At 67.2% G+C, this 12318-nt stretch carries 12 protein-coding genes; 10 read left to right on the top strand and 2 right to left on the bottom strand.

Going from position 1 to position 12318, the window contains the following annotated elements; genetic code table 11:
• Positions 1-5: 5 nt before the first annotated feature.
• The 4 genes from ACFU4Z_RS02405 (at position 6) to ACFU4Z_RS02390 (ending at position 3520) form a co-directional block, all read left to right on the top strand.
• Positions 6-380 (top strand): DUF742 domain-containing protein, encoded by a 375-nt coding sequence (locus tag ACFU4Z_RS02405; RefSeq protein ID WP_036533019.1) that lies wholly within the window; start codon positions 6-8, stop codon positions 378-380.
• Positions 361-963 (top strand): ATP/GTP-binding protein, encoded by a 603-nt coding sequence (locus ACFU4Z_RS02400; protein ID WP_379059100.1) that lies wholly within the window; start codon positions 361-363, stop codon positions 961-963. Before ACFU4Z_RS02405 ends, ACFU4Z_RS02400 begins: the two co-directional genes overlap by 20 nt.
• 51 nt (positions 964-1014) lie before the next feature.
• On the top strand, positions 1015-2550 hold the full coding sequence (locus ACFU4Z_RS02395; RefSeq protein ID WP_379059099.1) for a carboxyl transferase domain-containing protein: 1536 nt from the start codon (positions 1015-1017) through the stop codon (positions 2548-2550).
• Between the two features lie 115 nt (positions 2551-2665).
• Positions 2666-3520: an aldo/keto reductase gene (locus tag ACFU4Z_RS02390; RefSeq protein WP_379059097.1), complete on the top strand. Its 855-nt coding sequence runs from the start codon at positions 2666-2668 to the stop codon at positions 3518-3520.
• On the opposite strand, the gene ACFU4Z_RS02385 is transcribed toward ACFU4Z_RS02390, so the two are convergent.
• A complete protein-coding gene (locus ACFU4Z_RS02385; RefSeq protein ID WP_379059096.1) occupies positions 3501-4610 on the bottom strand; it encodes an NAD(P)-binding domain-containing protein in 1110 nt (369 codons plus the stop codon). The two genes, ACFU4Z_RS02390 and ACFU4Z_RS02385, sit on opposite strands and share 20 nt — an antisense overlap.
• Positions 4611-4713: 103 nt before the next feature.
• Between ACFU4Z_RS02385 and ACFU4Z_RS02380 the strand changes: the two genes are divergently transcribed.
• From ACFU4Z_RS02380 to ACFU4Z_RS02360, 5 genes are all read left to right on the top strand, one after another.
• Positions 4714-5439, top strand: a complete 726-nt coding sequence (locus ACFU4Z_RS02380; RefSeq protein ID WP_379059095.1) for an enoyl-CoA hydratase — start codon at positions 4714-4716, stop codon at positions 5437-5439.
• Between the two features lies 1 nt (position 5440).
• The gene (locus ACFU4Z_RS02375) at positions 5441-6583 is read left to right on the top strand and encodes an MBL fold metallo-hydrolase (RefSeq protein ID WP_379059094.1); all 1143 of its coding nucleotides are present in this window, start codon (positions 5441-5443) and stop codon (positions 6581-6583) included.
• 170 nt (positions 6584-6753) lie between these two features.
• Positions 6754-6960 (top strand): antitoxin, encoded by a 207-nt coding sequence (locus ACFU4Z_RS02370; protein ID WP_379059093.1) that lies wholly within the window; start codon positions 6754-6756, stop codon positions 6958-6960.
• 49 nt (positions 6961-7009) lie between these two features.
• Positions 7010-9319 (top strand): ATP-dependent DNA ligase, encoded by a 2310-nt coding sequence (locus ACFU4Z_RS02365; protein ID WP_379059091.1) that lies wholly within the window; start codon positions 7010-7012, stop codon positions 9317-9319.
• Between the two features lie 440 nt (positions 9320-9759).
• Positions 9760-9939 (top strand): antitoxin, encoded by a 180-nt coding sequence (locus ACFU4Z_RS02360; RefSeq protein WP_379059088.1) that lies wholly within the window; start codon positions 9760-9762, stop codon positions 9937-9939.
• Between the two features lie 68 nt (positions 9940-10007).
• Here the strand turns inward: ACFU4Z_RS02360 and ACFU4Z_RS02355 are convergent, their stop codons facing one another.
• Positions 10008-10751 carry a cysteine hydrolase family protein gene (locus tag ACFU4Z_RS02355; protein ID WP_379059086.1) on the bottom strand — a complete coding sequence of 248 codons (744 nt, stop codon included), beginning with the start codon at positions 10749-10751 and terminating at the stop codon, positions 10008-10010.
• A gap of 181 nt (positions 10752-10932) precedes the next feature.
• On the opposite strand from ACFU4Z_RS02355, the gene ACFU4Z_RS02350 reads away from it, so the two are divergent.
• Positions 10933-12174 (top strand): lipase family protein, encoded by a 1242-nt coding sequence (locus ACFU4Z_RS02350; protein ID WP_379059084.1) that lies wholly within the window; start codon positions 10933-10935, stop codon positions 12172-12174.
• The last annotated feature ends 144 nt before the right edge of the window (positions 12175-12318 follow it).

The raw sequence follows: 12318 nt of genomic DNA, 5'->3' as shown, positions 1-12318 counted from the left end.
GTGGGATGGACATAGACGATCACCGCGTGGGGAGCGCCGAGCCTAGCCTCGTACGCCCGTACTCGCTGACTGCGGGCCGCACCAGGCCCGCAGTCGAGCTGGCGTTGGAAGCCCTCGTCGCATCGCATCCGGTCGCCCTGGAGCGGCAGTTCGAACTGACCAACATCGAGACGTCCATCGTGGAGTTGTGCAGAGAATCGCCGTCCGTTGCCGAGGTAGCAGCGCGCTTGGGTATCCCGATCGGGGTGGCCAGGGTGCTGGTGGCCGACCTGATCGAGGCCGGACACGTCCGAGTTTCGGCGACTTTGAAAGACGATTCCAGCGACGATGAACGTCGCGAGCTGATCGAAAGGGTTCTCAGTGGACTCCGGCGTATTTGATTCGACGGCACAGGTCGATACCCGAACCAGCAAGCCAACCTCGGCGAAGATCGTGGTCGCTGGTGGCTTCGGTGTCGGCAAGACCACGTTGGTCGGTGCCGTTTCGGAGATTGTTCCGCTGCGCACCGAGGCATTGGTGACCAATGCCAGCACCGGAATCGACAACCTGACGGGTGTTCCGATGAAGTCCACCACCACGGTGGCTATGGACTTCGGTCGGATCAGTCTTGCCGATGATCTGGTCCTGTACCTGTTCGGTACGCCGGGCCAGTACCGGTTCTGGTTCATGTGGGACGACCTGATCCGCGGCGCCATCGGCGCCGTGGTGCTGGTCGACACCCGCAGGCTCGAGGACAGTTTCGCGGCCGTCGACTACTTCGAAGCGCGCAACCTGCCGTTCCTGGTAGCGCTCAACGAGTTCGACGACGCACCGCGCTATCCGGTCGAGGACATTCGCCAGGCGCTGGCGGTGCCTGCGGATGTGCCGATTCTGTCGATCGACGCGCGGCGGCGTGAGCCCGCCAAGCATGCGCTGGTCTCGTTGACCGAGTACGCCCTGCGCAAGGTGATGCAGGGATACTGAGTCGCTCGCGCGGCGCGCGTCGAATCACAACCAGGTAGTTATTCTCCCTCGGTGAGGATTTCGGCGCGCGCGCTGCTCGGGCAACTGCTCGACCCGGATTCGTTTGTCAGCTGGGATCGGTCACCCGTCGAGGTGGCCGCCACCCGGCTGTATAACGAGGATCTGCGCAAGGCTGCGGTCGTGGCGGGCACCGATGAGTCGGTGCTCACCGGCGAGGGGCTGTTGCGTGGTCGAAGGGTGGCCGTAATCGCTTGTGAGTTCGGGTTTCTGGCGGGCTCCATCGGGGTTGCCGCCGCCGAGCGGATAGTCTCGGCGGTCGAGCGTGCCACCGCGTCCGGCCTGCCGCTGCTCGCTTCGCCGACCTCCGGCGGCACCAGGATGCAGGAGGGCACCGTCGCCTTCGTGCAGATGGTGAAGATCGCGGGCGCCGTCGCCACGCACAAGGCCGCGGGTCATCCCTATCTGGTATATCTGCGCGATCCGACCATGGGTGGGGTGTTCGCCTCGTGGGGTTCGCTGGGGCATATGACCTTTGCCGAACCCGGCGCGTTGATCGGGTTTCTCGGCCCCCGAGTCTATAAAGCGTTGTACGGCAAGGACTTTCCCGAGGGTGTGCAAACCGCGGAGAACCTCTATCACAGCGGTGTCATCGACGGCGTGGTCGGGGTGCCGGTGTTCCGCCGTATCGCGCATCGAGCCTTGAGCGTGCTCAGTGGTGTGCCGGATCCTCTTGCGGCGGAACCGGGTTGGGCCGCGGCCACGCGCCACGATGGCGCGGATTCTGCGGGCGTAGATCCCGCGGGCCGAGCCTGCGAATGCTCGGCCTGGGAGTCGGTGACCATCTCGCGCCGCCCGGGTCGGCCCGGCCTGCGTGACCTGTTACGTCATGTGACGCAACGGGTTCCGCTCAGCGGCACCGGTCAGGGTGAATCCGATCGCACCATCGTGCATGCGCTGGCCAGGTTCCGAGGCAGGCCCTGCGTGGTGTTCGGGCACGACCGCTCGGGCCAGCAGGGTGAGCACACCATGGGCCCGGCCGCGCTCCGGGAGGCCAGGCGCAGCATGGCGCTTGCCCAAGAGTTGCGGCTGCCGCTGGTATTGGTGATCGACACCGTCGGCGCGGCGCTGTCGAAGGAGGCCGAAGAGCGCGGACTCGCTCCCGAAATCGCCCGCTGCATAGCCGATTTGGTGACCCTGGACACCCCGACCATTTCAGTGCTGCTCGGTCAGGGCACCGGCGGCGGAGCGCTGGCGCTGCTGCCCGCGGATCGGGTGCTCGCCGCCACGCACGGCTGGCTGGCGCCGCTGCCGCCGGAGGGCGCGAGCGCGATCGTCTACCGCGATACCGACCATGCGCCGGAGCTGGCCGGTGCGCAACGTATCCGCGCCGCCGATTTGTGCGCGGACGGCATCGTGGACCGCATCGTGCCGGAGCTCCCGGACGCGGCCGACGAGCCGGTCGATTTCGCCCGTCGCATGGTCGCCGCCATCGCGGCGGAGCTCACCGAGCTGCATGACCGACCGCTGGCGGAGCTTCGCGCAGCGCGCCACAACCGCTACCGCAGGCTCGGTCTCCCCGGCCGGTGATAGGCCGATCCGAGCCTGGATCGTCGGTGTAAATCTAGGCTCGACCAGCGAATTGTGAGCCAACACGCCAAGTGGTGTCGTTGACGACTTGCCGTAGCACTTCTACCGTCGATAGGTGACCTTCAAAAGCGAGACATGCGCCATCCCCTCGATTGTGCTGAACGACGGGAACGTGATCCCGCAGCTCGGCTTCGGTGTATTCCAAGTGCCACCCGATGACGTTGTCCCGGTGGTCACCGCCGCATTGGAGGTTGGCTACCGCAGCATCGACACCGCCGCCATCTACGGCAACGAGGAGGGCACCGGCCGCGCCATCCGCGAGTTCGGGCTGCCGCGCGACGAGGTCTACGTGACAACGAAGCTGTGGAACTCCGAGCAGGGTTACGACTCCACACTGCGCGCCTTCGACGCGAGCATGCAGCGCCTCGGCCTGGACTATCTCGATCTCTATCTGATCCACTGGCCGGTCGCGCAGGCCGACCGCTTCGTCGATACCTTCCGCGCCTTCCAGACATTGAAGTCGCAGGGCCGGATCCGGTCGATCGGCGTCTCGAACTTCACCATCCCCGATCTCGAGCGGCTCATCGGCGAGACCGGGGAGATCCCGGTGGTCAACCAGATCGAGCTGCATCCGCGGCTGGCTCAGCGCGAGCTGCGCACCTTTGACGACAACAACGCCATCGCCACCGAGGCGTGGAGCCCGCTCGGCCAGGGCACCCTGCTCGACGACCACACCATCGTCTCCATCGCCAACGAGGTGGGCCGCACTCCCGCGCAGGTGATCATTCGCTGGCACCTCCAGTCGGGCATCATCGTCATCCCGAAGTCCGTCACCCCCGCGCGCATCGCCGCCAACTTCGAGGTTTTCGGTTTCGAACTCACCCCCGAGCAGATGGATGCGATCAACGCCTTGGACAAGGGCGCCCGGATCGGTCCCGACCCGGCGGCGTTCACGGCCGGCTTGGTATAGCCAGATACTTGGTGAGCTCCACCGCGGCGGCGCGACCCGCGCGGTTCGCGCCGATGGTGCTCGCCGACGGGCCGTAGCCGATGAGGTGAACGCGCGGGTCGTTCGCGACCTGGGTGGCGAGGCGGCCGGTCATGGTGATGCCACCGCCGGGGCCGCGCAGGCGCAGTGGCGCGAGGTGGTCGAGGGCGCTGCGGAATCCGGTGGCCCAGAGGATCACATCGGCGTGCTGGAACGAACCGTCGGCCCACCGCACGCCGTCCGGTTCGATGCTCCGGAACATTGGATGCCGGTCCAGCGCACCCCTGGCCCGCGCGGCCCGCAGCCGGTCATCGAGCCGCAGTCCGGTCACCGAGACCACCGAACCTGGTGGCAGTCCCCGCCGCACGCGATCCTCGACCATGGCGACGGCTGTGCGGCCGTCCTCCTCGGCGAAGGGAGTATCCCGGAACACCGGTTCGGACCTCGTGACCCAGGTCGTCGTCGTGACCTGGGAGATCTCGTCGAGCAGCTGCACAGCCGAGACACCACCGCCGACCACGACGACATGCTTGCCGGTGAATTCGCCGGCAGTGCGGTAGTCACGGGTATGCAGTTGCCGTCCCGCGAAGGTCTCCGCACCCGGGTACCGCGGGATGAACGGATGTTCCCAGGTTCCGGTGCCGTTGATCAGCCCGCGTACCCGGATCGTCCCGGCGGAGTCGGTCTCGACGTTGAGAATTCGAGCGACCTCCGGATCGTTGTCAGCGCGGCGATCACAGACCACCTTGACCGACACCTGTCGTCGAACCCTCAGGTCGAAGCGTTTTTCGTAGAGCTCGTAATAGCGCGGCACCGCGGTGGCCGCGGGCGCGGACTCGGACCCCTCTGGCAATGTCTCGGCGAACGACATACCGGGCAGATCGTGCACCCGGTTCACCGTGGTCAGCGTCAGCGACGGCCAGCGAAACTGCCAGGCGCCGCCGGGCCCCGGCGCGTGGTCCACGATCAGGAAGTCGCGTTCCGCACGCAATCCGAGGCGCTGTAGGTGATAGCCGGCCGACAGTCCTGCCTGACCGGCACCGATCACCAGGATGTCGAAATCAGTCGGCACAGCCGCCGATCGTAGCTCTTTCCCTAGTGCCTGATCGGTCTGTGCTGTGGACTGTGGCAGAGTTGACTGTAACCACTCGAACCGGTCAGTTGGGGAGGATGCAATGCTCGGTGTCAGCCGCGATGGCGACGTAGTCACCATCGAATTGCAGCGCGAGGAGCGGCGCAACGCGCTCAACAACGAATTAGTGGCACAGCTGAGCGAAGCGGTGCGGACGGCGGCCCAGGATGCGCGAGTGATCGTGCTGACCGGGCGGGGCCCGATCTTCAGCGCGGGCGCGGATCTGTCCGGCGTCTACTCGGACGAGTTCCTCAGCGGGCTGCTCGACATGCTGCACACCATCGAGTCGGTGCCGGTGCCGGTGATCTCGGCGATCAACGGCGGCGCGCTCGGCGCGGGCGTGCAGATCGCCTTGGCTTCCGACCTTCGAGTGCTCGAGCCCGATGCCTACATCGCGATTCCCGCGGCCAAGCTCGGCATCACGGTCGACCGCTGGACCGTCCGGCGGCTGGCGTCGCTGATCGGCGGCGGCCCCGCCCGCACCATCCTGCTGGGTGCGGAACCGATCTCGGCCGCCGATGCCTACGCCTTCGGCTTCGCCAACAAGCTCGGCACGCTCGCCGACGCGCAGGCGTGGGCGAAGTCGATCGCCGGCCTCGCGCCCCTGTCGCTGCGCCACATGAAACTGGTGTTCAACGACGACGGCACCCGCGATCCGGACAACCAGCTGCAGCGTGCGGCGCTGCATGCCGCGTGGAACAGCGCGGATGCCCGAGAGGGCCGCTTCGCCAGGCAAGAGAAGCGCGCCGCGAAGTTTGTGGGGCGATGACATGAACGTGAAGACGATCATCGGCGCCGCTGCCGGCGTGCTCGGTATCGCATGGGTGGTGCGCGCGGTGTGGGATATCCCCTCCGCGATCGGCGCTTCGATGTCGGCCATTCAGCCATACGCCGCCGGCGCCGCGAGCTACCGCAATCGCCAGTTCCACAACACCGAGGCCAGTAGTCAGATCGTCGCGGGCTCTGCGCTTTCGCTGCTGTATTCGGCGTTGACCCGGCGCAATGCCGGTCGTCCGCGCGGGGTGATTCCGCTCGAGACCCCCACGGCGCCCTCGGCGGCCGCCGATCTCGCGGTCACCTGGTACGGGCACGCGTCTGCGCTCGTCGAGGTGGACGGCTACCGAATTCTCACCGATCCCGTATGGAGCGAACGGGTTTCGCCATCGGCGATGGTCGGCCCGATGCGGATGCATCCGGTACCGACGCCGTTGTCGGAGCTGCCTCCGGTGGACGCGGTGATCATCTCCCACGATCACTACGACCATCTGGACAAGGCGACCGTCCGGGAGCTCGTGCTCGGTCAGGCGGCGCCGTTCCTGGTGCCCATCGGCATCGGCGCGCACCTGCGGCACTGGGGTGTTCCGGAGCATCGGATCATCGAATTGGATTGGGGCGGGTCGATTTCGCTGGCGGCACTCGGTCGCGAGCGGGACGGCACCGACCTGGTGATCACCTGTACAGAGGCTCGGCATTTCTCCGGCCGGGGTCTGGTGCGCAACACCACGCTGTGGGCCTCCTGGTCCCTTGTCGGCCCGACCCGCCGGGTGTATTTCGGCGGAGACACCGGTTACACCAAGGCCTTTGCCGAGGCCGGTGCGGCGCTCGGTCCGTTCGATCTGACGTTGCTGCCGATCGGCGCCTATGACGAACGCTGGCCCGATGTGCACATGAACCCGGAGGAAGCGGTGCGCGCCCACGCCGATCTGTGCGTCGGCGACCCGGGCCACGGCATGCTGGTGCCCATCCACTGGGCGACCTTCAATCTGGCCTTCCACGGGTGGTCGGAGCCGGTGCGCAGGATGGTCGAGGCGGCGCGGGCGGCGGGCACCTCGATCGCGGTGCCGATGCCGGGGGAGCGCGTGCACCCCAATGGCCTCCCAGCACGGGATTCGTGGTGGGAAGATGTGGGTTGAACACCTCGGTTAGGCGTACCTCCGCCTTCGCTCCGGCCGTGCGCCGGCTGCGGGTGGACTGCGTCCAACAGTGTCTATTAGGCGTACCTCCGCCTTCGCTCCGGCCGTGCGCCGGCCGCGGGTGGACTGCGTCCAACAGCGTCCGTTAGGCAACAGGAAGGAACGATGGCATGAGTCTCGTGGACACTCTGAAGGGCCTGGTCGGCAAGGGCAAGGACGCGGCGTCCAAGAACGCGGGCAAGATCAACGAAGCGGTCGACAAGGCTGGTGACTTCATCGACGAGAAGACCAAGGGCAAGTACTCGGACAAGATCGAGAAGGGCAAGGAGGCCGCCAAGAAGGTGGTCCCGCCGGAGCAGCCCGGTCCGCAGGCTTGATGCGCGGCGGGGACCTGTTCGTGTCGGTCCCCGCCAGTAAAATTCGGCTATGGTGACCCGCCGTACATTCGGTGGCAGCTCGGGCCTGCCGGGTATCGAGGTTGAATTGAGCAACCTCGACAAGGTGCTGTATCCCGCGACAGGAACAACAAAAGGCGAGGTCATCGCCTATTATTCGGCGATCGCCCCGGCTATGCTCTCGCATATTGCCGGCCGCCCTGTCACCAGGAAACGCTGGCCCAACGGCGTCGACGAGCCGTCGTTCTTCGAGAAAAACCTTGCCGCACACGCTCCGTCGTGGCTGGAGCGCCACACCGTCGTGCATTCCGAACGCCGCGTGGTCTATCCGGTGATCGATTCCGAGGCGGGCCTGGCCTGGCTCGGGCAGCAGGCCGCGCTGGAAGTCCATGTGCCGCAATGGCGTTTCGACGGCGACGAGGTCGGTCCCGCGACCAGGCTGGTGTTCGACCTCGACCCGGGGCCTGGTGCGGGCCTGGCCGAATGCGCGAAGGTCGCGCTCGCGGTGCGCGACATGGTCGAGGGCATCGGGCTGCACGCGTTCCCGGTTACCAGTGGTAGCAAGGGAATTCACATCTATGTGCCGCTGGACCGCGAGTTGAGTCCCGGTGGCGCTTCGACGGTGGCCAAACAGGTGGCCACGAATCTCCAACAGCTGCACCCGGATCTGGTGACCGCGACCATGGCGAAAGCGGTGCGCACCGGCAAGGTCTTCCTGGACTGGAGCCAGAACAATCCCGCCAAGACCACGATCGCGCCGTACTCGCTACGCGGCCGGGCTCATCCCAATGCGGCGGCCCCGCGCAGTTGGTCGGAGATCGAGAATCGGAAAAAGCTGCGGCACTTGCGTTTCGACGAGGTTCTCGCGCGCTGGCGCGACGACGGCGATCTGCTCGCCGGGCTCGATCCGCCGCTGTCGAACACCGACGCGCTGACGAAATACCGGTCGATGCGTGACCCGGCGCGCACACCCGAGCCGGTGCCCGCCGCGGTGTCGGCTTCGGGTACCGGCGATCGGTTCGTGGTTCAGGAACATCATGCGCGGCGGCTGCATTGGGACGTCCGGCTCGAACGCGACGGAGTGCTGGTGTCGTGGGCCGTGCCGAAGGGCCCGCCGACCTCGTCGGAGCAGAATCGGCTCGCCGTGCACACCGAGGACCATCCGCTGGAATACCTGGACTTCCACGGTGCGATCCCGAAGGGCGAGTACGGCGCCGGCGAAATGACGATCTGGGATTCCGGCACCTACGAGACCGAGAAGTGGCGCGAGGACGAGGTGATCGTCGCGTTCCACGGCACGCGTTTGCAAGGGCGCTACGCCCTGATCCGGACCAACGGCAATCAGTGGCTGATGCATCTGATGCGCGAGCAGTCACCACCAGCCGATGACGCCGAGCGTGACAGGCCGAACGGACACGCCCTGGCTGCTACCCCGACGCCACGGTCGAGCGCCCCCGCGCCGTTTCCCCGTGGTCTCGAGCCGATGCTGGCGACGCAGGGCGAGGTCGCCGACCTCGATGCCGCCGACTGGTGCTTCGAGACCAAGTGGGACGGCTTCCGGCTGATCGCCGAAATCGCCTCCGGCACACTCACCTTGCGCAGCCGTGCGGGCAATGTGGTGACCAGTCGATACACGGGGATGCGCGCGCTGGCCACGGAACTGGCCGGCCACGACGTGGTGCTCGACGGTGAGGCCGTGGTGTTCGACGACCACGGCGTCGCCAATCTCGGGCTGCTGCAAGCCGATGCCGCGCGGGCCGCCTTCGTCGCCTTCGACGTGCTGTACCTCGACGGAACTTCGCTTGTCCGCAAACGATATTCGGATCGTCGGCGGGTGCTGGAGGCGCTCGCCGCGCAGGCGCCCTCGATGCTGGTGCCGCCGCGGTTGGACGGTTCGGGCGCCGACGCGCTGCACTACAGCAGGCAGCAGCGGCTGGAAGGTGTGGTCGCCAAGCGCAAGGACTCGGTCTACCTGCCCGGCAAGCGCGGGCACTCCTGGGTGAAAGAGCGCAACTGGCGCACTCAGCGGGTGGTGGTCGGCGGCTGGCGGCGCAGCGCGGCGCGGGATTTCAAATCACTGCTCATCGGCATACCGCACGAGGGCAGGCTGTACTACGTGGGCAGGGTCGGCACCGGCTTCACCGAGCCCGACATGAAGGACCTGGCCACTCGCCTCTCGAAATTGGCGCGCAAAACCAGCCCGTTCGACAACGACCTGACTGCCGAAGAACGCAAGGAAGCAGTCTGGGTGACTCCGAAACTGACCGGAACAGTGCGCTTCATGAACTGGACCGAAACCGGCCGACTCTGGCACCCGGCCTGGCTGGGGCTGTCGGGCTGATCCCGCCGACCACGCGGATGGCCGTTCCCGCGGAAGCCGTCCGTCATTGCCCGCCGGAGACCGCCGTCACTGCGCGCTCAGATTCGACCAGGGGCTACGGGCACTACTACGGCGCGGCCCGGCCGATCCTCGGGTGCGGGGTCTGCAGGCGCGCGCCGCGAACGCACCCAGTTCCGACCGCGCGGCCCTGACCACTTCGATCACCTGGACGCCGACGGCCGACACTGCCTGGCCCACCCGGCGTGCAGGCCGGCGATTGGACGCGGGGAAGGGGAAGGCGTCCTTGACTTTTCGGAAGTTTCGCACCATGTCGGTTCCGGGCCGACCCGGAGCGTCGGCGGCCGCACGCTGGTCGACGAAATGTTGGTGGCGCTTGGGTACGGTTGATTCGCTGTTGTATCGGCTCGACACCGTGTCGGCTCGCGAACAAGGAGTGCCCTGTGGATTTCAAGAACCTGGCGAACAAGGCGATGGACCTGGCCCAGAAGAACGCGGACAAGGTGGATACGGTCATCGAGAAGGCGGGCGATCTGGTCGACAAGAAGACCGACGGCAAGTTCGCTGGTCAGGTCGACAGTGCTCAGGAAGCTGCCAAGAAGGCAGTGCGCGAGCAGGGGTGAGCGCCGGATTGCGGTAGTCGACCGGGGACATTCGGTTCCCCGGTCGACGAATACCTCGCGGGCGAAGCTCAGGCGGGCTCGCCGGCGAGCAGCGGAAGGATGGTCGCGGTGTCGGTCACCATGGCGTGGCCCTGGAACTCGAATTCGTCGTAGGCCCGCGTCATCGCTTCCTTGTCGCGGCCGCCGCAGGCGTCGCTGATGACAATCGGCACGAAGCCCAGATCGGTCGAGTGGGTGACCGTCGGGGCGATGCCGATCTCCAGCGCGACCCCGGCGATGGCGTACGCGCCGATGCCGAGGTCGCGCAGCGTCGCGGCCAGGGGTGTGCCCTCGAACGCCGACATCGATGTCTTGTCGAACACCACCTCGTCGGCGGTCGGCCGGAGCTCGGGGACCAGTTCGAAGGCCGGGGTGTCGCGCTGCAGGATGAACTTCACGTCGTCGACCGAATCCGCCTGCTGCCAGCTCATCGCCATCCGCAGCGCGAACGTCCCACTCAGCCTGCGCGGCAGGAAGAAATGCCGCAGGAAGATCACGGGATAGCCGCCGCGGCGGGCCGCCTCCACCACGCGCGCGACCCGCTCGATGATCTCGTCGCTGTCCGGTAGCTGGCTGAGCACACCGACCTGCATGTCGTAGACGATGACGGCCATGCGATGCGGGGCGCACACATCGGCGAGTTCTTCGGGAATGTCCAGTCCGTTGCCGTGTCGCAAGGTCAGCTCAACTCCATCCTCGATACCCCGAACACCGTCCGGACCCGTTCCGGCGGCGATTCGGTCGCGCTTGCTATTCGATTGTGCGGTGGGCACTTTCGACCCCACTGTAACCATCGATGACCAGGACGACTGCGGCGGTGGGTCTGCCCTCGAGTGACCGTTGCCGGGCCTGGCGTTTCCGCAGTACCGTGGTGGTCTCGAGGTCGTGCAGAGTCGGCGCCGACGCGGACCCGGCGTCACTGCTTCGCGGCACTTCGGAATATAGGAGGCCCCGATGAAAATCCTCCATAGCAAGTGGGGTGCCGCGGCACCGGCCTCGATTCTCGCTGCGATCGCGATCGTGATCGCGGCCTCGGTGACGATCGCGCCGGCAGCCGGAGCGAATGTGCCGCGACCCGATGCCGATCCGTTCTACGCCGCGCCCGCGGACCTGGCCGACTATCCGGACGGTGCGATCACGCGCTCGCGGCGGATTCCGCTCTACGGTCTGCCCCTTCCGGTTTCGGCGTGGCAGGTGCAGTACCGGACCAATGACGCGAGCGATCGGCCGGTGCCGGGGATGACCACCGTGATGGTGCCGAACCTGCCCTGGTTCGGGCCGGGAGAAAGGCCGCTGCTGTCCTACCAGAGCGCCGAGGACAGCCTCGGCACCCAGTGCGCACCCTCCTACGCCCTGCGCGGCGGCTGGGAGATCGGCGGAATCAACACCTGGATCGACACCCCGTTCATGGCCGCGGCGCTGCTGCGCGGCTGGGCGGTGGTGGCCACCGACTACGAGGGCTCGCAGTCCCGATTCCTGGACGGGGTGAACTCGGGCCGCGGTGTGCTCGACGGTATTCGCGCTGCCCGCGCCCTCGCGCAGGGCGGCATCGGGCCGACAAGCCCGCTTGGGGCGTGGGGCTATTCGGGTGGTGCGTTCGCCACGCTCTGGGCGGCGCAGATGCAGGTGGACTACGCGCCCGACGTCCGTTTCGCGGGCATCACCTCCGGCGGCGTGCCCGCCGACTGGCCCGCCATCGCCAGGGGTGTGGACGGCACCGTTCAGGCCGGTCTCGCGATGCTGGTCGTGCTCGCGCTCGCGCAGAACAACCCGGACGCGGGCATCGTGGAGATGTTCAACGATCGTGGTCGCAGGATGCTGGCGGAGGACGCTACCGCCTGCGGTTGGGATCTGGTCCTGAAGTACGTCAATGCTCGGGTCGACGATTACACGATCGAGCCGAATTTGCTGTCGCACCCGAACTTCCTGGCGGCCACCGGTCCGCAGGAGCTCGGCGCAGGCGTGCCGTCGGCCCCGACCTACCTGTACCACAGCACGACCGATGACGTGATTCCCGTGGCAGGCTTCACCGAACTGGTCGGCCGATACTGCGCGCAGGGCGCCGACATCAGCTTCGTGCATTCACTGCTGCCGAGCCATAACCCGACCGCCGTCGGTGAGGCCGCCGGTGCGATGGCCTTTCTCGCCGACCGATTCGCGGGTGTGCCGGTCGCTCCCGGTTGTCACGGCAGGTGATACCGGAAATGCCAAGGCGGGGGCGCCCCCGCGGGGGTGGGGGGGGGGCCCCGGGGGGGGGGGCGCGTCACCCCCGGCTGGGGCGGGAGGGGTCCGTCAGGGTGGGGCGGCCGGGGGGCGGGGGGGGTGGGACGAAGCTAGGCG

Source organism: Nocardia sp. NPDC057440 (assembly GCF_042802915.1).
Lineage (GTDB): Bacteria > Actinomycetota > Actinomycetes > Mycobacteriales > Mycobacteriaceae > Nocardia.
Note: the sequence above shows the minus strand (reverse complement) of the source record. Positions and strands in the feature narration are given on the sequence as shown.